The sequence below is a fragment of the Sphingomonas vulcanisoli genome (genome assembly GCF_011761305.1).
GTDB classification, from domain to species: domain Bacteria; phylum Pseudomonadota; class Alphaproteobacteria; order Sphingomonadales; family Sphingomonadaceae; genus Sphingomonas_I; species Sphingomonas_I vulcanisoli.
In genome coordinates this window covers 300,027-322,660 of the sequence record NZ_JAAOZC010000003.1, presented here as the reverse complement: position 1 = coordinate 322,660, position 22,634 = coordinate 300,027, and the positions used below count along the sequence as shown (strand labels likewise).

Genomic DNA, 22,634 nt, shown 5'->3' with positions numbered 1-22,634 from the left:
CGCTCTCAATGCTGCATTGCACAAGGAAAGGCCGATGATTGCGACGCACAAAAAAGGACGCTCTTTCGAGCGCCCTTCCTTGATCGAGACTGGAATTATGCGGTGAAATTGACCCGCGCGCGGGGCTGGCGGCGCATCGCGATGCCGAGAGCGCCGAAGCCGAGTACCATCATGCCCCAAGTCGTCGGTTCAGGAACGCCGCTGATCGTCGCGTTAGCCGCGCTAACCGAGAAGCCCGCCAGATTGTAGCTACGATTGTTCGCAGCAGCCACCGGATCACCGTTATCATCAGAGAAACCGTCGACCGTGAATGTGAGGTCCATACCCGTGAACGTCACCGAGTCTGCCGGGTTATAGGTGATGCCATTGGCGAGACCCAAATCGTCGCCAACCGCATTCTGCGCGCCGCTATCACCGTCGGGGATTGCGCTGCTGAATACCGTCGTTGCGCCGTTAAGCAACTTGATCGTTGCATGGCTTTCATCGGCATAAGCTTGCGCCTGGCCAAGTGCCGCCTGCAGATAAGCGTGCAAATCGATCTTGCCGTTCAGCGTGATCGACTGCCCAGCCGCAAAACTGACCTGGATATCGACCACATCGCCCGCGCCGATAACCTTCGAAGAAATCGACTTCGTTTGCGAGATCGTCGTGTTGCCGTTGGTGTTAACCGACGCAGTGGCGAGGTTGAAAGTGACCGGAACAGTGACGGTCGTCGCCGCAAACGATGGCGTCGCGACAGCGACAGACACACCGGTGGCGAGCATAGCAAGAAGCCGCTTCATATACAGAACCCCCCTAAAGAACCCAAACCGCCAACCACCCCGGCGGAATTAACGTATTACTAACCTTGTTAAAGAATGTTACGGACCGAGTCAACAGCCGCGTTGCAGGTGCACAATAAGTTTTGGCTAGGATAATCGCTCTTTTTCCCCGTTTTTCTGCCCCAATGTCGAAAATGCCGACGGTCCGGCGGATTAACTATTGTGCGCGGCAAGGATAGATCGTGCCGATTCGGCGAATACAGGTATCGGCCTTGCAGATATCCAGCGGCTTCTCGACGGTGAACCATATGGAACAAAAGCCCGCTGCTTCCATTACATAGGAATTAATCAATAGCTCAGAAGAGGTGGGCTGTGAGGCTTGCGGACATTGATACTGCGTCTGATACACGCAACGCAGAAATTCCGTACTGGCGCGATATTCGCGCTGACCGCCGCACGAACGGGGTACGGGTTGCTGCAGACCAGTTTTCGCTCCGTGCCCTGCTCTTTTCGATCCCTATGGCCAGCTTGTTATGGCTTGCGGCAGCCCTAATGGGTCACGCCTGGCTTTAAGCCCGCGCGTCCCGCTCAATAAGAGCCGCGTGCTGCCAATACGCTCGGCACCGTCGCCAGCAGGATCTTGCAATAGAGCCCTACCGAACTCGTCCGCGCATAAAGGACATCCAGCGCGACACGGCGGCGGTAGGTAGTGTTATTGCGGCCACCGACCTGCCACATGCCCGTGATACCGGGGCGAACCTGCTTATAATATCCGAAGTAGCGGCCATACCGCTGCACTTCCGCCTCGACGATCGGGCGCGGCCCGACCAGGCTCATCTCGCCGATCAAAACGTTGAAAAGCTGCGGCAGCTCATCGAGGCTGGTGCGGCGCAGGAAGCTGCCGATCGACGTGATTCGCGGATCATTGCGCAGCTTGTGATCGCGCTCCCATTCCAGACGCGCTTCCGCATCGCTGGCGAGCAGATGCTCCAACCGCGACTCGGCATCAACCACCATGCTGCGAAACTTGAGGCATTTGAAACTTTGGCCATGCCGGCCGATCCGACGGTGACCGAAGATTACCGGGCCGGGATTGGTCAGAAACACCAGCGCGGCGACGATGATCATCAGCGGCGCAAGGAAGACCAGCAGCCCCAAGCTACCGATCACATCAATTACTCGAACCGTAAGGCCGTCCCAATGACCAAATGATTTGCCGGCACTTGCACGCGACCCTTCAGCAGGGGCGCTATACCACGCCACGCTCGCCATCGATTTACCCCCCGAAACGCCCCGGCTACCCCCGGTTAATTTTCTAGTAACACTGCTGCGCTGCGAAAGAAACCCGCTTTTTCGCCATTCATGGATTATTATTTGCTGCGCTGCGGCGAAGCGGTTTTGCGCTGCGTTTGGCCGAAAAAGTCGGATGACGCTTGAGCTGCAGCAAAAGTGCGGGATGAGACACACCAAAGAAGGTGGTTAACGGGCGCCGAGGAAACGCTTGCAGGGAATCGGTCTTTACCCCGGCCGATTCCCTGCGGCTTGCTGCTCAGGCAGCGTCGACCATCACTAGCTCGCTGTCTTCCAGCGCGGTCACGCGCACGGTTGCGACAGCGCTTATCGCGGCGCCGTCCCGGGCGTTGATCCGCTGCCCTTCGATCTCCACCGCGCCGGTCGCCGGCACAAGATAGGCCCTGCGCTCTTCCCCCAGCGGATATTCGATCGTGTCCCCGGCTTTGATCGTCGCGCCGAGAACGCGCGCATTGGTGCGGATAGCCAGCGCGTCGTTGTCGTTGGCGAAGCCGCTCGCGAGCACCACGAATCTGCCCGCGCGATCGCCCCGCGGAAAGGGCCGCTGCCCCCAGTTCGGTTGTTCGCCGGTGCGTGTCGGCGTGATCCAGATCTGGAAGAGCGTCGTTGGCACATCCTCGGCATTATATTCCGCGTGACGGATGCCGGTGCCGGCCGACATCACCTGCACATCGCCCGCCGCGGTCCGGCCCTCGTTGCCAAGGCTATCCTTGTGGCTAATCGCGCCGGTGCGGACGTAGGTGATGATCTCCATGTCGCGGTGCGGGTGCGGCGGAAAGCCGGTGCCAGGCGCGATCACGTCATCGTTCCAGACGCGCAGATTGCCCCAGCCGCTGCGGGCCGGATCATGATAGTTGGAGAAAGAGAAGTGATGCTTGGCATCGAGCCAGCCGTGGTTTTCGCCACCCAGGCTTCCGAACGGACGAACGTCGATCATCTTGAATTCCTTAAATTGTCAGGCGGCGAGAAGCGCGATCGCATCGAGCTGCGCGCGGCTGAAGCCTTGCGCTTCGAGCGCGGGCACCAGATCGTTGGCGGCCGGATTGTGCCGCCGGGTGGCGCAGACGAAACGCCGCACCATCTCCAGCCGCGCGTCCGCCAACGGACGTGGAGGCTGGTTGCCGGTAACGGCGGTATAGAGCCGCCCGAGCAGCCCCTGCCCCGCCCCGCTGCAGCCCGACGCTGCCGCATCATTGAGCGCGATCGAAACCGCATGCCATTCGCTGCGGGAGAGTGTCGGTTGGGCGAGCGTTGCCATGGCGATAGTGTCCTGAGCCTTTGTTGTGCCGCCGATATGGCCATGCTCGACATTGCGCGGAAGTGGGATAAAATCGGCCCGATCATTCCAGAGAATTGAAATGTCCGAGCCCGGCACCCCTACCCTGGATCAGCTTCGCGTCTTCCTCGCGGTGGTCGAGACGGGCAGCTTCGCCGCCGCGGGCCGGAGGCTCAACCGCGCCGTTTCGGTGATCAGCTACGGCATCGCCAATCTCGAGGCCCAGCTCGGCCTCACCCTGTTCGATCGCGAGGGCACGCGAAGGCCGGTGCTGACGCAGGCCGGACAGGCCGTACTGATCGAGGCGCGCAGCGTATCACGCGGGATCGAAACGCTCCGGGCCAAGGTGAAGGGCCTGAGCCAGGGGCTGGAGGCGCAGATCACTCTCGCGGTCGATGTCCTGCTCCCCGGCGAATGGCTGGGCCGCGTGCTGCGCGCCTTTGCCGCCGAATACCCGACGGTGACGCTGCGCCTGCATGTTGAGGCGCTGGGCGCGGTCAACGCGCTGGTGATCGATCGCCGCGCCGCGATCGGCGTCAGCGGCCCGCTGGCATCCGAAGCGGTGGAGCTCGATACGCGCGCGCTGGGATCGGTGGAGATGGTGCCCGTCGCGGCGCCCGATCACCCGCTGGCGCTGGCCGAACCATTGCTGCCGGGGGCGGCGCGCGATCATATCCAGCTCGTCCTCACCGATCGTTCGCCGCTGACCGAGGGGCGCGATTTCTCGGTGCTGAGCCCGCGCACCTGGCGGCTCGCCGATCTCGGTTCCAAGCATGCGCTGCTCCGCGAGGGCATCGGCTGGGGCAACATGCCGCTGCCGATGATCGCGCCCGATCTCGTCGCGGGCACGCTGAAATTGCTCAAGATGCCCGATCATCCCGGCCAGACCTATCGGTTTTCCGGCATCTGGCGGCACGACAGCCCTCCCGGCCCCGCCGCATCCTGGCTGCTCGGTCAATTCGCCGCCTGCGATCATTGAAGACCTGGGCAAGCCGCCAATGGGAGCAACAGCGGACGGCCCGTCTTACAGTCTGTCGCTATCCCACCATCTCTGCCGTGCGCGCTAGCGATCAGAGCGTATGGGTCGCGCCACGGTCAACCACTCCACAGGTACGTTCAGCGCAGCACTGATGCCCTTCAGGGTCTCCGGGCGGGCCGCGACATGCGCGGCATGTTCTATCCGGCAGATCGCAGCGGCCGTCACGCCTACCATCCTGGCAAGTTCGGATTGACTGATCCGGCGTTTCCTTCGCCAGTAAAGAACCGGGTTGGCATCCCGGTCATCCGGATCGTTGAGCCGCCAAAGCGCGGTCTCCAGCCTTTGAACTAAGGTGCGCGCTTCTGCGAGCATCGCCAGAAGCGTTTCTCGCTCGTTGAGATCCTCATCTACTTGAGGCAGATTTTTAAGCATTTGCATGATCAACCGAAAAAGAGAAAAGTGAGCGAAATGCAGTATTTAGATCACTAACACCGGAAAATATTCCGAACATTGGGGTGGCATTTAGCGAGCCGACCTCGTTATTGCGCTGCGGAAATCCACATGGGTTAGAGTCAGACGACGTGACGGCATACTCGCGCGAAAATTCCCAACATAAGGATAAGATAGTGCTCCCGCCTGGGTTTGCGAAGGGGCTGGTCAATCGCTTGCGGTAGGTCTTTAGAGGAATGATGGAACGCTCCGATGTCATCATTCTCGGCGGGGGCCTGGTCGGCCTGACGCTCGCGCTCGCGCTGGATGCCCACGGCCTTACCAGCATCGTGATCGATCCGGCCGATCCGGCCACGGTACAGGCGGCGGGGTTCGACGGCCGTGCCTCCGCAGTGGCCAGCGCTTCCTGGGCGATGCTGGAGGCGATCGGCGTGGCCAAGCGGCTGGACGGCAAGGGCTGCCCGATCAACACGATCCGCGTCAGCGATGGGCTCGCGCCCAACATGCTCGATTTCGATGCCGACGCAAGCGAGGGCCCGCTCGGCCTGATGTTCGAGAATCGCGTGCTACGGCAGACGCTTCACTTCGCGGCAGCGGAGGCGGCCAGCGTCACTTTGCTGATGCCGACAACGCCGGTGAAGACCGAACGCAACGATCACGAGGTGCGCGTTACGCTTGCCGACGGGCGCACCGTCTCCGCCGCGCTGCTGATCGCCGCCGAGGGGCGCCATTCCCCGACGCGCGAGGCGGCGGGAATTACCGTCGCGCGCTGGAGCTACGATCACGCCGCAATCATCGCCACGCTCGGCCACGAAGCGCCGCACGGCAATATCGCTTACGAGATCTTCTATCCCAGCGGCCCATTCGCGCTGCTGCCGATGCTGGACGACGCCGAGGGACATCGCTCGGCGATCGTCTGGACGGTGGCGGCGCGGGACAAGGCGGCGATGCTCGATCTGCCCGATCGCGCTTTCCTGGCCGAAGCGGAGAAACGCATGGGCGGAATGTTGGGGGCTCTCCGCGCCGCCTCGCCGCGTGCGGCCTATCCGCTGGGTTTCCACCATACCACGAAGATCACTGCTGAGCGGCTGGCGCTGGTCGGCGATGCCGGGCATGGTATCCACCCTATCGCGGGCCAGGGTCTCAACTTGGGATTCCGCGATGTCGCCGCTTTGGCCGAAGTGCTGGTGGAGGGTGCCCGGCTTGGACTCGATCTCGGCGACGCCCAATTGCTCGATCGCTATCAACGCTGGCGCGCGCTCGATACATTGATGGTCGCCGCCGCCACGGACAGTCTTACCCGTCTGTTCGGGCTGCGGGGTAAAGCGCCGCGCGCGATACGCCGCTTCGGATTGGGGTTGGTCGATCGGCTACCGCCGCTGAAGCGCGCCTTCATGGCCGAAGCGCGTGGGGAATCGGGGCAACTCCCCAAGCTGCTCGGCGGTCAGCCGGTTTAGGCGGTGATCCGCTGATCGCGGGGGATGGCACGATGATCGGCGATCGTCATCCACTGGTCGCTGGCCGCTACCCACTGCATGCGCACGCCGCAGCCATCGCATTTGGAGCGCCACTGGCGATCGCTGCCCATCCGGACGTGAAAACGCGACCGGTGATGATGCCCCAGCCAGCAGCGGATCTTGCGAAGTATTTCCATCACAATGTCCCCTTTCCAATCAAAGCACGTGGATCAGGGCGATCAAAGCAGCCCAGACTCCGGTGCCCATCAGCAACGCGGGGCCGAGTGCCGCTTTCGGGAAAATCGCCTGTTCCATCGGTCATGCCCTCATCGTGTTAAGCGGCATTTGATGGTTAAGACAATGGACCGCCATACGTAAAAACCCCGAAATTCCGGGTTAAAACGTAAGCAATTGTTACGGGAGCGACGCTAATCCGCTTTCGCGCGAAATCGGGTGCTTATTGCAGGGTCTGACTGCCGTCTCCGGCGCCGAGGCGCAGGAAATCCACCAGCAGATCGGCGCGCGCCAGAGCGTCCGCCGCTTCCAGCAAGGCCTGCTTGGTGACGACGTCGAACGGGATCGCCTGCGCCATGCCGTTGACCAGAGATTCATCGTCGAGCCGCTCGACCCCGTCCCAGTCGATCATCAGCCCGCGCGCATCGGCGAACCGCCGCGCCTCACGCTCGATCTCGGAGCGCATCGGGCTCGGCAGCGGATCAGGATCGGCTTCATCCTCGGAGAATTCGTCGAAACTGGCCTCGATCTGGCGAAAGGCGGTGCCGGCCTCCAGTTCGCGGACGACACGAAAGCGCGAGACGCCTTCGAGGATCAGGTTGAAACGGCCATCCTCCAGCGCCTCGACATTGGCGATGCGGCCGACGCAGCCGATATCGAAGAGATCGGGACGGTCCGCTCGTTCCTCGCCCGGAATCGGCTGGATCATCGCGACCCGACGATCCCGCGCCAGGCTGTCGCTGACCAGCGCCCGATAGCGCGGCTCGAAGATGTGCAGCGGCAGATAGGCGCGCGGCAGCAGCAGCGCGCCCGGCAGCGGAAAGATGGACAGACGGGAACCGGTCTTGATCATTATCCGAACAGAATGGCCGAGAGCCGCCTACGTTGCGCGGAAACCCAGGGATCTTCAAGACCGGTCGCCTCGAACAGGGTGATCAGCCGCTTGCGCGCCGCGGCCTCGTTCCAGTCGCGATCCAGCTCGATCGAGCCGAGCAGCAGATCGGCCGCGCCATCGCGATCACCCGCCCCCATCAAGGCGCCCGCCAGCTCATAACGCGCGTCCTGATCGGCGGGATCGGCGGCGACTTTCGCGCGCAGCGGATCGAGATCTTCGGCCGGGGCCGCTTCCGCCGCCAGCGTCACCGCCGCGCGCGCACGCTGAATCGCCGGATCCTTGGCTTTATCCTCGGGCAGCGCATCGAGCATTGCCTTCGCCTCATCGGTCTGCCCCGCCGCGAGCAGCGCCCTTGCGAGCCCGCCGACCACCACGGGGTCTTCGGGCGCCATCTCAACGATCTGAGCAAAAATCGATATCGCGCGCTCGGCGTCACCGGCCTCCAGCGCCTCCTCGCCCATCGCGATCAGCGGCGCGATATCCTGCGCCAGCGCATCGGCCTCGCTCTGGATCGGCAGCTGGCGGAGGATCTGATCGAGCATCTGCGTCAGCTGCCCCTCGGTACGCGCCGGAGTCAGATCGGCGACCGGCTGGCCCTGGAAGATCGCATAGACAGTGGGAATCGACTGCACGCGGAACTGCGCCGCGATGAGCTTATCCTCATCGACGTTGATCTTGGCGAGAACCACGCCCTTGGCCGCATAATCGCGCGCCACCTTTTCCAGGATCGGCGTCAGCTGCTTGCAGGGCCCGCACCATTCCGCCCAGAAATCGAGGATGACGAGCGCGTTCATCGAAGGATCGACGACATCGCGCCGAAACTTCTCGATCGCTTCCTTATCGGCCGCGCTCATGCCCAGCGTCGCCAAATCATCGCTCCCTTGGATACCGTTCGTTACGGCGCCCTATGTGGGAACTCGCCGCCGGAGAGCAAGCTTTGGCGTGGCTTAGTTGGGCTTGTCCGCCGTCGGCGCAGCACCACGTCCGCCCGCGCCGATGTTACCGAACAATTCGGAGAAGAAATTGCGCTTGCGGCCGAGCGTCGGCGTGGTGCGGCCGAACAGCGACACGTAACGGATCGTCTCGCGCTTGGTGTGCTGCACGTCCGTGACGTCCCCCGCAGGCGAGAATCGCACCGTGAGCATCGCCTGCGCCACCGGCTTCGGCGTCCCCGCCGCGAATTGCGAGGTGCCGCGCGACCAATAATACCAATTCTGGCCGCCATCGAATTCGCTGACCAGGCTCGGGCGGCCCAGCGTCTTCTCAACCGAATTGCGGTTGTCGATACCGGGCTCGATGCCGCCGGCCAGCACCGGATCGAGGACATAACCCTGGTGATCCAGCACGCGGGTGCAGCCTCCCAGGCCGAGCGCGGCGACCGACAGCAACAGGGCCGCCGATTTGCGCTTCATCAACTTGGCCATCGCTGCTTGGTCTCCCGCCACTCTCACCTTGCCAACCCCACCGGTTGCATCGGGGCGCGCGGGCCTCAATATGCGGGGCAGGCGGCGTCGGCAAGCACGGCTGGCCGCAAAGGGAGGCGTGGTGCTCAAGACATTGTTGCGGAAGCTGACCGGGCGCGATGGCGCACGCGAAGCGATGATCCCGCTGTATCGGCAGATCGTCAGCACCGCGCGCCGCCCGGTCTGGTACCGCGAGGGCGGCGTTCCCGATACGATCGATGGCCGCTTCGATATGGTCAGCGCGATCCTGAGCCTCGTGCTGCTGCGCTTGGAAACAGAGGGCGATGCCGCGCGCGAGCCCTCGGCGCGGCTCACAGAAATCTTCATTGACGATATGGACGGCCAGCTCCGCCAGGAGGGCGTCGGCGACTTGCTTGTCGGCAAACATATCGGGCGGCTGATGAGCATGCTCGGCGGAAGGTTGGGCGCTTTCCGTGAGGCGCTGGCCGAGGGCGGTGATCTCGATGGGGCGGTGGCGCGCAATCTGCTGCGGGTTGAGGCCGGCGCGCCGCCGGCGCAGGTCGCGGTGCTGCGCGACGGACTGATCGCGTTTCGCGCCGCGCTGGCGGCCACGCCGATCGGCGAGATATTGCACGGGGATTGGCCGGCGTGACCCCGCCCGAATTTTCCCGCGCCTATGCGCTCGATACGCTGGGCGAGCCGCGCAAGGTCTCGATCGAGGCGGACCCTGCGGAGTGCGCCGCGCTCGCCGCCCGCTTCGATCTGCTGGCGCTGGACCGGCTGAGTGCCGAGGCAACGCTGATACGCGACGGCGCGGTCGTCTCTGCCGAGGGACGGATCGTCGCACAGGTCATACAAGCCTGCGTCGCCAGTGGCGCGGACGTGCCGCAGGCGATCGATGCGCCCTTCGCGCTGCGCTTCGTGCCCGAGACCGATGCGCCCGACGAGGACGTGGAGATCGACAGCGATGCGCTCGATGACATGGCCTATACCGGCGGCGCGATCGATCTCGGCGAAGCCGTCGCCCAGACGATGACCCTCTCGCTCGATCCTTTTCCCCGCGCACCCGATGCCGATGCCGTGCTGCGCGCGGCGGGGGTGCTGCAGGAAGGCGACGCGATCGCCCCCTCCCCGCTCGCCGGATTAGCTGATCTGCTCAAGAAATGAGCGGCGATCCGCGCGATCGGCCGGTTTGGAACGCTTTAACCGGACGGCAAGCGGCGCTGACGATCGCCGATGGCCCGGCCGTGCGCTTTCGCCATGACATCGGTATCTTCGCGGCGACCGCCGATAGCGGGGCGGCAAACCTGGAGGCGCTGGCACGCCTCGCTGGCGGCGAGCCGTTCGCGATGCTCGAAGCCGAAGCGCCACCAGCACCGCCCAGCTATCGACAGCTCTCCGCCAAGCCCTGCCTGCAGATGGTGCTCGATCGACCGAGCCCCGTCCCTCCGCCTGTGCCATTCGTAGAGCTGACGCCCGAGGACGGCCCCACCATGCTCGCGCTGGCGCTGTTGACCGAACCGGGGCCATTCAAGACCAACACCTATGAACTGGGCGGCTTCATCGGGATCAAGCAGGGCGGCGCGCTTATCGCCATGGCCGGCCAGCGGCTCCAGCCCGAGGGCTATGTCGAGGTCAGCGGCGTCTGCACGCACCCCGATCATCGCGGCCAGGGCTATGCCGCCGCACTGATGACGATCGTCGCCCAGCGTATTCTGGAGCGTGGCGAGACGCCTATCCTCCACAGCTATGCGGCCAACGTCGCCGCCAACGCGCTTTACGAACGGCTGGGCTATCGCACGCGGCGGGAGCTGTTGCTGACAATGCTCGCGCCGCTTTAGCGAGCGTTATGCCGGGCTTGGTCCGGCATCCACCTATCCGCAATCTCCGGAAATCATTGTCGGGTGGACCCCGGAACAAGTCCGGGGTGACGCCAAGCTCAATGATTGCGCACGTCGCGGCCGATGCCCTTTCAGAAGGGCACGTCGTCGTCGAGGTCGTTGTCGAAAGGCGCCGGGCGCGAGGCACCGCCCCCACCAGCACCGCCCGAGCGAGCGCCACCGCCATAGCCGCCGCCAAAGTCGTTGGGCTCTTCGCTCCAACCGCCACCACCACCACTGCTCTGCCCGCCGCCCTCGCCGCGACCGTCGAGCATGACGAGTGTACCGGTGAACGGCCGCAGCACGACCTCGGTGCTATATTTGTCGTTGCCCGATTGATCCTGCCACTTCCGTGTTTCCAGCGATCCCTCGATGTAGACCTTTGAGCCTTTGCGCAGATATTTTTCGGCGGTGTTGGCCAGCGGTTCACTGAAGATGGCGACGCTATGCCATTCGGTGCGCTCCTTGCGCTCGCCCGAGCTGCGGTCCTTCCACGTCTCGCTGGTCGCGATCCGCAGGTTCACCACCTTGCCGCCGTTCTGGAAGGTTCGCGATTCGGGATCGCGCCCGAGATTGCCGACGAGAATGACTTTGTTGACGCTGCCGGCCATGCCGTTTGCTCTCCTGATTCCTGACCCTCATTAACCGTTCGTCCCGAGCGAAGTCGAGGGACGTGTCTCGACTGCGCTCGACACGATCGGAATTTGAGAGTGCTTGGGATAAGTGCGCGGATCAGAGCCCCAGCGCGGTCGCCGTCCAGAAGGTGATGCCCGCCGCGCCCCAGGCCAGCGCAAACAAATAGCCCAAAGTGAACAGCGGCCATCTCCAGCCATTGGTTTCGCGCCGGATCACCGCGATCGTCGACAGGCACTGCGGCGCGAAGACGAACCAGGCGAGGAAGGCGAGCGCGGTCGGCAGCGACCAGGCGGTGCGCAGCCGGCCCACCAATTGCTGCTCGCCCTTATTCTCATCATCGCCGGCATCGATCGAATAGGTGGTCTGCAGCGCCGAGACCGCGACCTCGCGCGCCGCCATCGCGGGAATCAGCGCCAGCGTGATCGAATGGTTGAAGCCGATCGGCCGCACCACGGGCTCGATCACCGACGCGATCCGCCCGGCGATCGAATATTCGCTCTGCTTGAGGCTGCTGCCCGCGGGCACCTGCGGATAGGATGTCAGCAGCCAAAGCACCGCGGTCACCGCCAGGATGATCGTGCCCGCACGCTTGAGGAAGATCAGCGAACGCTGCCACAGCCCGATTGCGACATCGCGCCAGATCGGCATCTGGTAGCGCGGCATCTCGATCAGGAAACCGCCGCTGGCGCCCTTCGCCACGGTCCGCTTGATCACGGCCGCGGCCAGCATCGCCCCCGCGACCCCGAAGACATAAAGGCAGAACAGTACCAGCCCCTGCAAGCCGACGCCGGGCAACAGATCGCGCACGGGGATGAAGGCGCCGATGATCACCGCATAGACGGGCAGCCGCGCCGAACAGGTCATCAAGGGCGCGATCAGGATCGTCGTCAGACGATCGCGCTCATCATCGATCGATCGCGTCGCCATGATGCCCGGGATAGCGCAAGCAAAGGATGATAGCAGAGGAATGAACGCGCGGCCCGAAAGCCCCACGCCTGCCATCATCCGATCCATCAGAAACGCCGCGCGGACCATATAGCCCGATGCTTCGAGGACCAGGATGAAGAGAAACAGCACCAGGATCTGCGGCAGGAAGGCGACGACCGATCCGACGCCGTTGATGACGCCCTCGACAAGCAGAGACCGCAGGAAACTCGGCGGCAGATCGGCGACGGCGAGCGCCGCCATCTTGGCCTGAAGGCTCGCCAGCGCGTCCACCGGGACCTTGCTCCACGAGAAGACCGCCTGGAACATCACGAACATCAAGACAGCGAGCAGGATCGGCCCGGCCACCGGATGCAGCGCGATTCGATCGAAGCCGTTGGTCAGCTTAGCGCTGGCCGGCTGCTGCGCCACCGCATGCGCGATGGCGGTGGCCCGGCGCTGGACCTCGCCGAAATCCTCGGGGTTCGGCAGCACCGCCGCCAGCGGTCGCCCCCCGCCGGCCACCGCACGATCCAGCGCGGCGCGCAAATCGTCGAGACCGCGTTTTCGCACCGCGACGGTCGCCACCACCGGCACGCCGAGCTCGGCCGAAAGCCGCGCCTGATCGATCACAATCCCGTCGCGCTCGGCCATATCGATCATGTTGAGCGCGATCACCGTCGGCAGCCCAAGCCCGATCAGCTGCAGCGCAAAGCGGAGGTGATTATTAAGGTTGGTCGCATCGACGACGATCAGCAGCGCGCCCGGCTTCCGCTCGCCCTCACGCTGCCCCATAAGCACCTGCCGCGTCACCGCCTCGTCCGGGCTGGCGGGGTTGAGGCTGTACGTGCCAGGCAGATCGACCAGTTCCGCCGGGCGACCATCGTCGAAGCTCATCCGCCCCGTTTTCCGCTCGACCGTCACGCCCGGATAATTGCCGACCTTCTGCCGCGCGCCGGTCAGCGCGTTGAACAGCGCGCTCTTTCCGGCATTGGGATTGCCGACCACCGCGATCAGGGGTTGCGGATTCATGCTGCGATCGGTTCTACGCTGATCGCAGCCGCCAGCGCGCGGCGCAGCGCGATCGTCATCGTACCAACGCGGCAGGCGATCGGATCCTTGAACGGCCCGCGATGTAGCGCCTCGATCGCCACCCCTTCGACGAAACCCAGTTCCTGCAGGCGCCGTGCTTCCCGCACGTCAAGCCTCTCCCAATCGATCGCGCTGATCGTGGAAGCCTGCCGATGGGGAAGTTGGTCGAGACGCAAAACGGGCACCGCGCAAAAGATGATGCGAGTGATTATCATTAACTGTGACGCCGCGCCAGCCGTTTAGGGTTTCCGTTCGCCGCTGAACCTATTGTCGGAAGCCACCGCCGACCGTTCTAGGACGTGCATGAATCGAACAGCATCGCTACCTCGTTCACATAGGCCTCCACCCGCGACACCGCAGGCTCGCTCAGCCGGATCAGCACGCGCCGATTATCCGCGGTATCCCGTTCCAGTTTGACGAGGCCATCCCGCTGCAGCTTCTTGATCCACCGCAGCGCGGTCGTTGCAGGCACGGCAGCAGCGATGCACGCGCTGCTGATCGACACCGGCTTTCCGCGCAGACCTGACGCATACAGATCGAGCAGCAGATCGCGGGCCGGATCGGCGAACAGCAGCGGCGGGAAGTGATTGCCGATGCGGCGGCGGGCCGAGAGCATTGCCTCTGCCAGCGTCAGATGATCGGGTTGATCGATCGTGTCGACGCTTAGCCTCTCCCGGCGACGGGACGGGACCGAGTCCCGGATCCGGCTGGCGATACGGCGAAGCTCGTCGGTAAGACGGATGACGTCGTCAGTCCCGTTCGAGACGGCGATCAGCTCTTCGCTCATGAACCAGCCACCCCGCGCGATAGGCGGGCGGAAGTTGCCAAACCCAGGAGAAATCCACGCCGAAACGGCGTAGCCGCAGGCGATGGCGCGCCGTTGCAGTGATCAGCAGGATCACGATTGGCCACGAAAGCAGGCTGGCCAGCCCGAAATAGACGTAGGGCAAGATTGCCTGATCGAGAATCTTGGCAAGGTGCGCCATCACACTCAGGCCCTGTAACGCGGCCATGATGATCGGCCAGAAGCGCGCGCTGGTGAGTGCGACGCCAAGCAGCATCAGGAGCAGGCCCAAGTCTATGAGAAAAATGCGCCATTCCAGCTCGTGAAAGAAATGCGCGTGTGGTGTCTTGAAGATATAGGTCAATGCTGCCGCAGCGAGTATCGAGCATGCCGAGATCCTCTCGGGACGTGCGCCGCATGCGAATGCATATCCGCACGCGACTGCACAAAGGCTTATGAAGATCAGCTGATGAAGCGGCACGTTGAGTGGTCGCTTAGCAGCCGGTCGGTCAAATGAGCGCCGTGGCCGGCTCGGACCGCTCGATGCCCGATGGCGGTGTGGTGGCATCTGGCGTATCACCGAGGTCGCCAAACCCAACCGTATTAAGGTCGGTGTTCTTCATGAAGCCACGGCAAGCCTGGTGGAATCGCTGCAACTCCATCTGACCCTCAAGCGCATGATCGATGCTGGCGGTGAGTTGCTTCAGATGCTTCTGGATGTGGACGCGGTGGATGCCGGCGATCTCGGCGGCGCGGATCGTCTTGGCGATCAATTCGCCCGCCAGCCCGGCGGTCGAATCGAACGCCGCCTCGGCCTGCTTCAGCTCGGTCTGCATGCGCGCGGCGAGCGATGGTCCAGCCGGCACGAGCTGAATATGCGATGCGTTTGCATTGGTCATGGATAGCCCCTGATCATTCCCCGTGCCGAACGATGCTGGTCAGCGTCGCCGCCAGGTTCACGAACAGCACCGCCGTGGCGACCAGGAGGAACATCCCGGCCAATATGGCGATGAGCCGCGCGCCCACCGGCAACGCATTCCAGGGTCGCCCCTTCGTGGGGAAGGGCGTGTTTCTGGCGAACCAGCCCCTCTCGACGGGGGGCCTGATGAGATCGAAAGGGCGATCCTCGCCACCTACCAAATCGCGGTATATCGCCCTTTGGTATGCCGGATTTTCCTCCTCCATCGCGAGCAGGACGGCGGCATCGCGCGTACGGTTCAGGCCGAGCTTGCGCCGCGCTTCCTTGAAGCGCCGTTCGATCTCATGATGGCTACGGCCCAGCAGCGCCGCGATCTGTTTCGGATCGCTGGTCTGGAGGTAGAGCCGCAACGCTTCGCGCTCGCCCGCCGTCAATATATCGGTAGCCCTCCGCACCATTCAAGGTAACTACCGATCGACAGCGCCGTAAAGGCACCAAATTAGCTCCATTTTGGTTGGAGTTTGATGGCGTCTTCTGCGCGGTGTTGGCTGCTTCAATAACAAGACTCCGTTTGTGCGCGGCCGAGAGTTCGATTGACCAAGGTCGCGGTTTCCGATGGCCTGTTCCGCGTGACGGATCGTTGCATGCAGGTGACGGGTGGCACGGGTGTCACGCAGGATACGATCGTCGAGCAGGCATTCCGCGAAATCCGCGCTTTTCGCGTTTATGATTAGGTCCTGAACCCATGAATGGGATTCCCAAAGCGGCCTTGATTTGGTTCAGCGTTGCAGCATGAGGCGCTATGATCTGACCGATTTCGAGTGGCGCGTGATCGCGCCATTGCCGCCGAACAAGCCGAGGGGAGTTCCAAGGGTCGATGATCGGGGGGTGCTGAACGGCAGCTTCATACGATCGATCACGCAGCGATCGGCCTTGGCGCATATGGCCGCCCCGGCAATTATTTCGAGCGTCAGATCGGCAGACGGTCAGGCCAGTATCTTGAGGAGGAGGCCGCTGGTCGCGATCCGGCGATGGAGCGGCTGGCGCAGGGCGCGGCCGCATCGCCGCACGCCAAATCGCTCGTCCGCGATCTGCCGATAAGCGCTGCGCTGGGTTGGGAGACGGCGTGCAAGGTGTGACGGTGGTGACGGCCTGAGGTAGGATCCCTACTCCCCCGTTCTCTCGCGATCGATTAGCCAGAGCGCGATCGCGATCGTCGCACCCAGGCCGACGCCGATCAACACCCCCAAAGAGGGCTGGTGGAGGATCGCACCGATCAAGGCGCCGGCCATGATGATCAGGGCCAGCGGGCCGCCGGCGGCGATGGGATTGCGCTTCGACATGCGGCCCCCTTGCCACGCTCGTCGCGCCACCGCCACCCCGCGGCCCTTGGCATGCAGCAAGCGGTTGGCAGCCGATGCTTTGACCCTCTAGGGAGGTCCGCGATGTTGCCGGTTCCCCCGCGGATGGTCGCAGGCGCGGTCGCCGTGACCGCCCTGATGATGACGCCTGCCTTTGGGCAGGTCTCGCCAAGCGCGCCCGCGCCGTCCCCGGCTGCCGCGCCCGTGGCGGGGCCGACGCTCGATCCTGCAAGCCCGATGGCGCCGCTGCCCGATCTCGGCGTCGCCTGGCCCGATCTCAACGCCGCCGCCAGCAGCGACGAGAAACCCTCGGCCGCCGCCACGGCCGATAGCGATGCGCCGCACCGCTATCGCATCGATCTCAAGGGCGCGGATGCGGTCCCCGGCTTCACGACGCGCTTCAACCAGCTGTCGGCGCTGCACGCGGGCGAGAACAAGCCCGCCAACAGCGCCCAGATCAATCTGCGCGCGAAGGAGGACGAGGATCTCGCGCGGCAGATCCTCCGCTCGATCGGCCGCTATGACGGCAGCGTTGAAAGCAGGATCAGCGCCGACCCCGATCAGACCGCGACCGTCCACCTCACCGTCGATCCCGGCCCGGCCTATACGTTCGCCGCGATCACCTTCCCCGGAATCGAAGCCGCCGGCCCGCGCGCGCCGGCCTTGCGCGATCAGTTCGCCGTCAAGCAGGGCGATACGGTCGATGCCGATAAGGTCAACGCCGCCACGATCGCTTTCCGCGCCGCGCTGACCCAGCAGGGCTATCCCTTCGCCACGGTCGCCGATCCGCAGGTCACCGCCGATCACATCACCCACCAGGCGACGCTGGCGATGGCGGTGACGCTGGGGTCGGCCGCGAAGTTCGGCCAGCTCAGGCCGGTCGGCCCGCGCCAGCTCTTCACTGCCCACCATCTCAATGAGATCGCGCGCTTCCATCCCGGCCAGCCTTACAATTCGGCCAAGCTCGACGATTTCCGCCGCGCCCTGATCGCCACCGGCCTCGTCTCGGTGGCGACGATCAAGCCGGTCGCGACCGCCGATCCCGCCGTGGTCGATATCGAGGTGCATCTGGAGCGTGCGCCGCCGCGCACCATCGCGGGCTCGCTCGGCTATGGCACCGGCGAGGGCGCGACCGCCTCGGTCTCGTGGCAGCACCGCAACCTGCTGCCGCCCGAAGGCGCGGTTACCGTTGCGGGCGTCGCGGGCACGCAGGAGCAATCGCTCTCCGCCCTGCTCCGCCGCGGCAATTTCCGCGGCCGCGATCATGTGCTGACCGCGCAGATCGCCGCCGCGCATACCAATTATCAGGCCTATGATGCGCGCACCTTCACGATCACCACGGCGATCGAGCGGCAGAGCAACATCATCTTCCACAAGAAGTGGACCTGGTCGATCGGCACCGAATTCGTCGCCACCGACGAGCGCGATACGATCATCGCCACCGGCGCGCCGCGCCGCCGTACCTATCTGGTCGCCGCGCTGCCGCTCAGCCTCGGCTACGATACGTCGGACGATCTGCTCAACCCCACGCGCGGCTATCGCCTGCTCGCCCACGTCTCGCCGGAGATGTCCTTCCTCCATGGCAAGATCCCTTATGTGAAACTGCAGTTGGATGCCTCGGCCTATCAGCCGGTCTCAAGCCGCATCTCGATCGGCGGGCGCGTGCGGCTCGGCGCGATCGAGGGTATCGCGCGCGACGATATCGCACCGTCGCGGCGCTTCTATGCCGGCGGCGGCGGATCGGTGCGCGGCTATGGCTATCAGAAGATCGGTCCGCTCGACGTCAACGGCGATCCGGTCGGCGGGCGCGGGCTGGCCGAGGCAGCGATCGAGGCGCGGATCCGCTTCGGCAACCTCGGCGTGGTGCCCTTCCTCGATGCGGGCAATCTCTATGAACAGCCGATCCCCAAGTTCACCCATCTGCGCTACGGTACCGGCCTCGGCTTCCGCTATTATTCCAGTTTCGGCCCGATCCGCGTCGATCTCGGCACGCCGATCGATCGGCGACCCGGCGAATCGCGGATCGCAGTCTATGTCTCGCTCGGGCAGGCCTTCTGATGACGGACGAGGCCGACGCCCCACCGCCCGCACCTGCTCCCAAGCGCCGCCCGGTATTGCGGGCGCTCGGCTGGCTGGCGGCGGCGCTGCTGCTGATCGTGGCGGTTGCGATCTACGGCGTCGATACCAGCGTCGGCCATCGCCTGATAACCGATCGCATCGCTGCGCTTAAGATCAAGACCGGCCTCAGGATCCGCGTCGGCCGGATCGACGGTTCGATCTGGACGCACGCCGTGCTCCGCGACGTGCGGCTCTACGATCTGGATGGACAGTTCTTCTCCGCGCCCGAGATCAAGCTCGATTGGCATCCGCTGGAATGGGCGCGCAACCAGCTCTCGATCGATGACGTTTCCGCCGATCTCGTCCGCCTCGCCCGCCTGCCGCGCCTGCGCAAGACTACCAACGCGCCGCTGATCCCCAACTTCGATATCCGCATCGGCCATCTCGCCATCGGCAAGCTGGAGATGGGCAAAAGCGTCGCGGGATCGCTGGCCGAAGCGCGGATCGGCGCGCGCGCCGACATTCGAGACAGGCGCGCGATGATCGGGCTGCTCGTCGCCACCAACAAGGGCGATCGCGTTGTGCTCGATATGGACGCCAGTCCCGATGCCGATCGCTTCGCGCTGGCGGGCCATGCCGATGGGCCGGAAGGCGGCGTGCTCGGTGGGCTGTTCGGCAGCCGCAGGCCGGTGCATCTCGCTATCGGCGGCAAGGGCGGCTGGCACGTCTGGCACGGGCGCGCCGCGATGACGCTGGCGAACCGGCCTGTCGCCGATCTCGCGCTCGCCGCGCACGAAGGGCGTTATGGCCTTGCCGGCTTCCTCGCCCCGTCGCCCTTCCTGCAGGGCAAGCTCCAGCGGCTGACCGATCCGCGGCTCAAGATCGCAGGCGAAGCAAGGCTGGCGGATCGCAAGCTCAACGGCCGCTTAGCCATTCTCAGCCCCGAACTCGCGCTCAAGGCGGCGGGGACGATCGATCTCGCGCAGAGCAGCTTCGCGCCGCTGGCGATCGACCTCAACCTGCTCCAGCCCCGCGCGCTCTTCCCCAACATGACCGGGCAGGACATCCGCCTGCGCGTCGATCTCAAGGGCCCGTTCAAGACCGCCGAATACCGCTACGCGCTGACCGCGCCGCATCTCGCGTTCGACAATACAGGCTTCGACAACGTCCGCGCGACGGGTGCCGACCATATTCGGCCGCTGCCCCTGCCCCTCCCCCTCAAGCTGCAGGCGCAGCGCGTTACTGGCATCGGCGCGGTTGCCGGCGGTATCCTTGCCAATCTTTCGGTTCAGGGCATTCTCAACATCGATGCCAAGACGATCCAGGGCAAAAGTCTCGCGCTCAATTCGGACAAGCTGAAGGGCAAGCTCGGCCTGCTGGTCGATCTCGTCACCGGCAAGTTCAACGTCGCGCTGTCAGGCGGGCTCACACGCTATTTGATCCCCGGCCTCGGCATCGTCGATGTCGATAGCGAGGTAACGGTGGTGCCCACCGCCGACGGTCACGCCGCGATCGTCCAGGGCAAGGGCCGTGCCGATGTGCGCCGTTTCGATAATGCCTTTCTGCGTTCGCTGGTCGGTGGCCTGCCCCACCTGACGACCGATCTGGTCCGCAATCCCGATGGCACGATCCGTTTCACGAACCTCGTGCTCACCGGACCGCAGATCCGCATCACCGGTGTCGGGCTGCGGCGGCGCGACGGCAGCTTTCAATTCGCGGGCAAGGGCGTCCAGACGATCTATGGTCCCTTCCGGCTCAATCTCGATGGCATGATCGATCATCCCAGGATCGATCTCCTCCTCGATCATCCGGTCGATGCGCTCGGCCTTGCCAATGTCCGCGTGAACCTCGATCCCACGCCGCAGGGCTTCGCCTTCAAGACCGCTGGCGCCTCCTATCTTGGCCCCTTCGCGGGCAACGGCGCGATCCTCACGCCGCCCGGCGGGCTCACCACGATCAGCGTCGCGGCCCTCGATGTAAGCGGCACGCGCGCGCACGGCTCGCTGCTCGCCAAGCCGACGGGTCTCGATGGCCGGCTCGATGTCAACGGCGGCGGCATCGGCGGCACGCTGCAGATCAGCCCGCAGGGCACGATCCAGAAGATCGAGCCTCATCTTGCTTTCTCCGGCGCCCATTTCGCCGCCGCCACGCCGATCGACGTACGCCGCGGCCGTCTCGATGGCACGATCCTGCTCGATCCCACCGGCACACGACTCAAGCTCACCGCCGGTCTGGCGGGGGTGAAGCGCAACGGGTTCGAGCTGGCGCGGCTCGGCCTCGGCACCGATCTCGCGGGCGGACGCGGGCCGGTCAGCCTTGTCATGGCGGGCGCGGGCGGGCGCAGCTTCGCGATCAACGCCACCGCCAATCTCCAGCCGCAGCACATCAGCGTGAAGATCGCGGGCCAAGTCGATCAGCAAACGCTCTCGGCGCCCAAGCCGGCCGAGCTGAGCGCGCAAGGTTCCGGCTGGAGCCTCGCACCCTTCACGCTCGGCTATGGCGGCGGCAGCGCCACCGTCAGCGCCACGTTCGGCGATGGCCCGAATGCCTTCGATCTCGTGCTCGATCGCCTGCCGCTCAACCTGATCGACGTGGTCATGCCCAAGCTCGGGCTCACGGGCCAGGTCAGCGGTCGTGCCGTGTTTCAGGTCGGGCGCGATACGGCCCCCTCCGGTCATGCCGATCTCACGGTGCGCGGCCTGACACGATCGGGCCTGACGCTGGCATCGCAACCGATCGACCTCGGGCTCAACGCGGCGCTCACGCCGCAGGCGCTGGCGATGCGCGCGGTGGCGGCATCGGGTGGCCATGTCATCGGCCGCGCGCAGGCGCGGATGGCGCCCTTCCCATCCGATCCGCACGCAAGCGATCGCTTCGGCCGCGCGCCGCTGTTCGCACAGCTGCGCTACAACGGCCCCGGCGATACTTTGTGGCGGCTGATAGGCGTGCCGACGATCAATCTCTCGGGCCCGCTCGCGGTCGCGGCCGATGTCGGCGGCACGCTCGATAATCCGCAGATCAAGGGGACGCTCAGCACCTCGGCCGGCAAGCTCGAAAGCTCGGCTACCGGCACGGTCGTGCAGAATATCCGGGCCAGCGGACGCTTCGATGGCTCGCGTTTGATACTCGATCAAATGGCGGGCACGACCGCGGGGGGCGGTCAGGTCTCGGGCCGTGGCGCGTTCGATTTCTCCAACGCCCGGGGCGTCGGCATCGATATCGCGCTCGATACCAGGGACGCCCAGCTGCTCAACCGCGACGATATCGCCGCTACAGTCACTGGCCCGCTAACGATCAAGTCCGATGGCATCGGCGGCACGATCGCCGGCACTTTCGCCCTATCCAAAGGCCGCTATCGGCTGGGCTCAGCCGCGGCGGCGCAGGTCGCGCATCTGAACGTGGTGGACGTCAATCAGCCCGACGACGTCTACGTGGATGCGGCCCCCACCAAGCCCTGGACGCTCGATATCAAGGCCAACGCCTTCAGCCGGCTGATGGTCACCGGCCTCGGCCTCGATAGCGAATGGCGCGCCAAGCTGACGATTAAGGGCGCGGTCGACAATCCTGCGATCGGCGGATCGGCCGATCTCGTTCAGGGCAATTATCAGTTCGCGGGCCGCAAGTTCGATCTCTCGCGCGGCGTGATTCGCTTCTCGGGCGTGGCCCCGCCCGATCCGATCCTGGATATCACCGCGAACGCCAATCTTCAGGGCCTCAACGCCTCGATCCATGTCAGCGGCACCGGCCTTCATCCTGACATCAGCTTCGAGAGCACGCCGGCCCTGCCCGAGGACGAGCTGCTCTCGCGCCTGTTGTTCGGCACCTCGATCACCAACCTTTCCGCGCCCGAGGCGCTGCAATTGGCGACGGCGGTGGCTTCGCTGCGCAGCTCGGGCAGCGGCGGCGGGCTCAACCTCGATCCTATCAATGCGGTGCGCAAGGCGGTCCACCTCGATCGGCTGCGCATCGTCCCCGCCGATATCACCACCGGCCAGAAGACCAGCGTCGCGGCGGGCAAATATATCGGCCGCCGCACCTATGTGGAATTGATCACGGACGGCGCGGGCTATTCCGCCACCAGCGTCGAATTCCGCATCACGCGCTGGCTTTCCCTGCTCTCCACCATCTCGACGATCGGCCGTCAGAGCGCGGGTGTCAGGATCTCCAAGGATTATTGAGCGGGCCGGCCGGGC

General features: G+C 64.7%; 24 protein-coding genes and 3 pseudogenes. 10 read left to right on the top strand and 17 right to left on the bottom strand.

The features are described from left to right. Nucleotides 1-95 precede the first annotated feature (95 nt). The 4 genes from FHS31_RS08290 to FHS31_RS08275 form a co-directional block, all read right to left on the bottom strand. The gene (locus FHS31_RS08290; RefSeq protein ID WP_167072881.1) at nt 96-782 is read right to left on the bottom strand and encodes a PEPxxWA-CTERM sorting domain-containing protein; all 687 of its coding nucleotides are present in this window, start codon (nt 780-782) and stop codon (nt 96-98) included. Between the two features lie 567 nt (nt 783-1,349). After that, nucleotides 1,350-1,931: a sugar transferase gene (locus FHS31_RS08285; protein WP_341786318.1), complete on the bottom strand. Its 582-nt coding sequence runs from the start codon at nt 1,929-1,931 to the stop codon at nt 1,350-1,352. A 379-nt stretch (nt 1,932-2,310) separates the two neighbouring features. Then, a complete protein-coding gene (locus tag FHS31_RS08280; protein ID WP_167072879.1) occupies nt 2,311-3,009 on the bottom strand; it encodes a pirin family protein in 699 nt (232 codons plus the stop codon). 18 nt (nt 3,010-3,027) lie between these two features. Further along, on the bottom strand, nt 3,028-3,330 hold the full coding sequence (locus FHS31_RS08275) for a hypothetical protein (RefSeq protein ID WP_167072878.1): 303 nt from the start codon (nt 3,328-3,330) through the stop codon (nt 3,028-3,030). A 100-nt stretch (nt 3,331-3,430) separates the two neighbouring features. Between FHS31_RS08275 and FHS31_RS08270 the strand changes: the two genes are divergently transcribed. Beyond that, on the top strand, nt 3,431-4,327 hold the full coding sequence (locus FHS31_RS08270; protein ID WP_167072877.1) for a LysR family transcriptional regulator: 897 nt from the start codon (nt 3,431-3,433) through the stop codon (nt 4,325-4,327). Between the two features lie 84 nt (nt 4,328-4,411). Here the strand turns inward: FHS31_RS08270 and FHS31_RS08265 are convergent, their stop codons facing one another. After that, nucleotides 4,412-4,759, bottom strand: a complete 348-nt coding sequence (locus FHS31_RS08265; protein WP_167072876.1) for a helix-turn-helix domain-containing protein — start codon at nt 4,757-4,759, stop codon at nt 4,412-4,414. A 254-nt stretch (nt 4,760-5,013) separates the two neighbouring features. Between FHS31_RS08265 and FHS31_RS08260 the strand changes: the two genes are divergently transcribed. Continuing rightward, on the top strand, nt 5,014-6,234 hold the full coding sequence (locus FHS31_RS08260; protein WP_425057208.1) for an FAD-dependent monooxygenase: 1,221 nt from the start codon (nt 5,014-5,016) through the stop codon (nt 6,232-6,234). Here FHS31_RS08260 and FHS31_RS08255 read toward each other — a convergent pair. The 4 genes from FHS31_RS08255 to FHS31_RS08240 all read right to left on the bottom strand — a co-directional run bounded on the left by FHS31_RS08255 (nt 6,231) and on the right by FHS31_RS08240 (nt 8,787). Further along, complete coding sequence (locus tag FHS31_RS08255; RefSeq protein WP_167072874.1) at nt 6,231-6,431, bottom strand: hypothetical protein; 201 nt, start codon at nt 6,429-6,431, stop codon at nt 6,231-6,233. The genes FHS31_RS08260 and FHS31_RS08255 overlap by 4 nt on opposite strands. A 260-nt stretch (nt 6,432-6,691) precedes the next feature. Continuing rightward, nucleotides 6,692-7,321: an LON peptidase substrate-binding domain-containing protein gene (locus FHS31_RS08250; RefSeq protein ID WP_167072873.1), complete on the bottom strand. Its 630-nt coding sequence runs from the start codon at nt 7,319-7,321 to the stop codon at nt 6,692-6,694. Next, entirely contained in the window at nt 7,321-8,217 is an 897-nt protein-coding gene (locus FHS31_RS08245) for a tetratricopeptide repeat protein (protein ID WP_167073008.1), read from the bottom strand. The genes FHS31_RS08250 and FHS31_RS08245 overlap by 1 nt, the downstream gene beginning before the upstream one ends. 93 nt (nt 8,218-8,310) lie before the next feature. After that, complete coding sequence (locus tag FHS31_RS08240; protein ID WP_167072872.1) at nt 8,311-8,787, bottom strand: outer membrane protein assembly factor BamE; 477 nt, start codon at nt 8,785-8,787, stop codon at nt 8,311-8,313. 175 nt (nt 8,788-8,962) lie between these two features. Here FHS31_RS08240 and FHS31_RS08235 point away from each other — a divergent pair, with 175 nt between their 5' ends. The 3 genes from FHS31_RS08235 to FHS31_RS08225 are packed head-to-tail and all read left to right on the top strand — an operon-like array spanning nt 8,963 to nt 10,628. Next, the gene (locus FHS31_RS08235) at nt 8,963-9,439 is read left to right on the top strand and encodes a ubiquinol-cytochrome C chaperone family protein (protein ID WP_167073007.1); all 477 of its coding nucleotides are present in this window, start codon (nt 8,963-8,965) and stop codon (nt 9,437-9,439) included. Then, complete coding sequence (locus tag FHS31_RS08230) at nt 9,436-9,954, top strand: YceD family protein (RefSeq protein ID WP_167072871.1); 519 nt, start codon at nt 9,436-9,438, stop codon at nt 9,952-9,954. The genes FHS31_RS08235 and FHS31_RS08230 overlap by 4 nt, the downstream gene beginning before the upstream one ends. Next, nucleotides 9,951-10,628, top strand: a complete 678-nt coding sequence (locus FHS31_RS08225; protein WP_167072870.1) for a GNAT family N-acetyltransferase — start codon at nt 9,951-9,953, stop codon at nt 10,626-10,628. The genes FHS31_RS08230 and FHS31_RS08225 overlap by 4 nt, the downstream gene beginning before the upstream one ends. 131 nt (nt 10,629-10,759) lie before the next feature. On the opposite strand, the gene ssb is transcribed toward FHS31_RS08225, so the two are convergent. The 7 genes from ssb to FHS31_RS08190 all read right to left on the bottom strand — a co-directional run bounded on the left by ssb (nt 10,760) and on the right by FHS31_RS08190 (nt 15,480). Continuing rightward, a complete protein-coding gene (gene ssb / locus FHS31_RS08220; protein WP_167072869.1) occupies nt 10,760-11,278 on the bottom strand; it encodes a single-stranded DNA-binding protein in 519 nt (172 codons plus the stop codon). Nucleotides 11,279-11,399: 121 nt separating this feature from the next. Further along, nucleotides 11,400-13,259 carry a ferrous iron transporter B gene (gene feoB / locus FHS31_RS08215; protein WP_167072868.1) on the bottom strand — a complete coding sequence of 620 codons (1,860 nt, stop codon included), beginning with the start codon at nt 13,257-13,259 and terminating at the stop codon, nt 11,400-11,402. Then, nucleotides 13,256-13,534 (bottom strand): FeoA family protein, encoded by a 279-nt coding sequence (locus FHS31_RS08210; RefSeq protein ID WP_167072867.1) that lies wholly within the window; start codon nt 13,532-13,534, stop codon nt 13,256-13,258. Before FHS31_RS08210 ends, feoB begins: the two co-directional genes overlap by 4 nt. Before the next feature lie 77 nt (nt 13,535-13,611). Beyond that, complete coding sequence (locus tag FHS31_RS08205) at nt 13,612-14,106, bottom strand: helix-turn-helix domain-containing protein (RefSeq protein WP_167072866.1); 495 nt, start codon at nt 14,104-14,106, stop codon at nt 13,612-13,614. Beyond that, complete coding sequence (locus FHS31_RS08200; RefSeq protein ID WP_167072865.1) at nt 14,069-14,467, bottom strand: hypothetical protein; 399 nt, start codon at nt 14,465-14,467, stop codon at nt 14,069-14,071. The genes FHS31_RS08205 and FHS31_RS08200 overlap by 38 nt, the downstream gene beginning before the upstream one ends. Before the next feature lie 145 nt (nt 14,468-14,612). Then, on the bottom strand, nt 14,613-15,002 hold the full coding sequence (locus tag FHS31_RS08195) for a hypothetical protein (RefSeq protein WP_167072864.1): 390 nt from the start codon (nt 15,000-15,002) through the stop codon (nt 14,613-14,615). Between the two features lie 13 nt (nt 15,003-15,015). Continuing rightward, entirely contained in the window at nt 15,016-15,480 is a 465-nt protein-coding gene (locus FHS31_RS08190) for a helix-turn-helix domain-containing protein (RefSeq protein ID WP_167072863.1), read from the bottom strand. A gap of 123 nt (nt 15,481-15,603) precedes the next feature. Between FHS31_RS08190 and FHS31_RS08185 the strand changes: the two are divergent. The 3 pseudogenes from FHS31_RS08185 to FHS31_RS08175 all read left to right on the top strand — a co-directional run. Then, nucleotides 15,604-15,753 (top strand): annotated as a pseudogene (locus FHS31_RS08185) (acyl-CoA dehydrogenase family protein); the annotation flags it as partial. 61 nt (nt 15,754-15,814) lie between these two features. Next, a pseudogene (locus tag FHS31_RS08180) lies at nt 15,815-15,922 on the top strand (IS5/IS1182 family transposase); the annotation flags it as partial. 2 nt (nt 15,923-15,924) lie between these two features. Beyond that, nucleotides 15,925-16,071, top strand: a pseudogene (locus tag FHS31_RS08175) (phosphotransferase family protein); the annotation flags it as partial. Nucleotides 16,072-16,188: 117 nt separating this feature from the next. Here FHS31_RS08175 and FHS31_RS08170 read toward each other — a convergent pair. Continuing rightward, a complete protein-coding gene (locus FHS31_RS08170) occupies nt 16,189-16,365 on the bottom strand; it encodes a hypothetical protein (protein ID WP_167072862.1) in 177 nt (58 codons plus the stop codon). Nucleotides 16,366-16,467: 102 nt separating this feature from the next. Between FHS31_RS08170 and FHS31_RS08165 the strand changes: the two genes are divergently transcribed. Continuing rightward, the gene (locus FHS31_RS08165; protein WP_167072861.1) at nt 16,468-18,441 is read left to right on the top strand and encodes an autotransporter assembly complex protein TamA; all 1,974 of its coding nucleotides are present in this window, start codon (nt 16,468-16,470) and stop codon (nt 18,439-18,441) included. Continuing rightward, nucleotides 18,441-22,619, top strand: coding sequence for a translocation/assembly module TamB domain-containing protein (locus tag FHS31_RS08160; protein ID WP_167072860.1), 4,179 nt, complete (start codon nt 18,441-18,443; stop codon nt 22,617-22,619). The genes FHS31_RS08165 and FHS31_RS08160 overlap by 1 nt, the downstream gene beginning before the upstream one ends. Nucleotides 22,620-22,634: the final 15 nt, after the last annotated feature.

Coding starts and splice junctions, on each gene's coding strand:
- FHS31_RS08195 (WP_167072864.1), bottom strand. CDS start 15,002: ATGACCAATGCAAACGCATCGCATATTCAGCTCGTGCCGGCTGGACCA.
- FHS31_RS08270 (WP_167072877.1), top strand. CDS start 3,431: ATGTCCGAGCCCGGCACCCCTACCCTGGATCAGCTTCGCGTCTTCCTC.
- feoB (WP_167072868.1), bottom strand. CDS start 13,259: ATGAATCCGCAACCCCTGATCGCGGTGGTCGGCAATCCCAATGCCGGA.
- ssb (WP_167072869.1), bottom strand. CDS start 11,278: ATGGCCGGCAGCGTCAACAAAGTCATTCTCGTCGGCAATCTCGGGCGC.
- FHS31_RS08290 (WP_167072881.1), bottom strand. CDS start 782: ATGAAGCGGCTTCTTGCTATGCTCGCCACCGGTGTGTCTGTCGCTGTC.
- FHS31_RS08235 (WP_167073007.1), top strand. CDS start 8,963: ATGATCCCGCTGTATCGGCAGATCGTCAGCACCGCGCGCCGCCCGGTC.
- FHS31_RS08240 (WP_167072872.1), bottom strand. CDS start 8,787: ATGGCCAAGTTGATGAAGCGCAAATCGGCGGCCCTGTTGCTGTCGGTC.
- FHS31_RS08225 (WP_167072870.1), top strand. CDS start 9,951: ATGAGCGGCGATCCGCGCGATCGGCCGGTTTGGAACGCTTTAACCGGA.
- FHS31_RS08245 (WP_167073008.1), bottom strand. CDS start 8,217: ATGAGCGCGGCCGATAAGGAAGCGATCGAGAAGTTTCGGCGCGATGTC.
- FHS31_RS08250 (WP_167072873.1), bottom strand. CDS start 7,321: ATGATCAAGACCGGTTCCCGTCTGTCCATCTTTCCGCTGCCGGGCGCG.
- FHS31_RS08280 (WP_167072879.1), bottom strand. CDS start 3,009: ATGATCGACGTTCGTCCGTTCGGAAGCCTGGGTGGCGAAAACCACGGC.
- FHS31_RS08210 (WP_167072867.1), bottom strand. CDS start 13,534: ATGATAATCACTCGCATCATCTTTTGCGCGGTGCCCGTTTTGCGTCTC.
- FHS31_RS08160 (WP_167072860.1), top strand. CDS start 18,441: ATGACGGACGAGGCCGACGCCCCACCGCCCGCACCTGCTCCCAAGCGC.
- FHS31_RS08265 (WP_167072876.1), bottom strand. CDS start 4,759: ATGCTTAAAAATCTGCCTCAAGTAGATGAGGATCTCAACGAGCGAGAA.
- FHS31_RS08255 (WP_167072874.1), bottom strand. CDS start 6,431: ATGGAAATACTTCGCAAGATCCGCTGCTGGCTGGGGCATCATCACCGG.
- FHS31_RS08275 (WP_167072878.1), bottom strand. CDS start 3,330: ATGGCAACGCTCGCCCAACCGACACTCTCCCGCAGCGAATGGCATGCG.
- FHS31_RS08170 (WP_167072862.1), bottom strand. CDS start 16,365: ATGTCGAAGCGCAATCCCATCGCCGCCGGCGGCCCGCTGGCCCTGATC.
- FHS31_RS08205 (WP_167072866.1), bottom strand. CDS start 14,106: ATGAGCGAAGAGCTGATCGCCGTCTCGAACGGGACTGACGACGTCATC.
- FHS31_RS08190 (WP_167072863.1), bottom strand. CDS start 15,480: ATGGTGCGGAGGGCTACCGATATATTGACGGCGGGCGAGCGCGAAGCG.
- FHS31_RS08165 (WP_167072861.1), top strand. CDS start 16,468: ATGTTGCCGGTTCCCCCGCGGATGGTCGCAGGCGCGGTCGCCGTGACC.
- FHS31_RS08260 (WP_425057208.1), top strand. CDS start 5,014: ATGATGGAACGCTCCGATGTCATCATTCTCGGCGGGGGCCTGGTCGGC.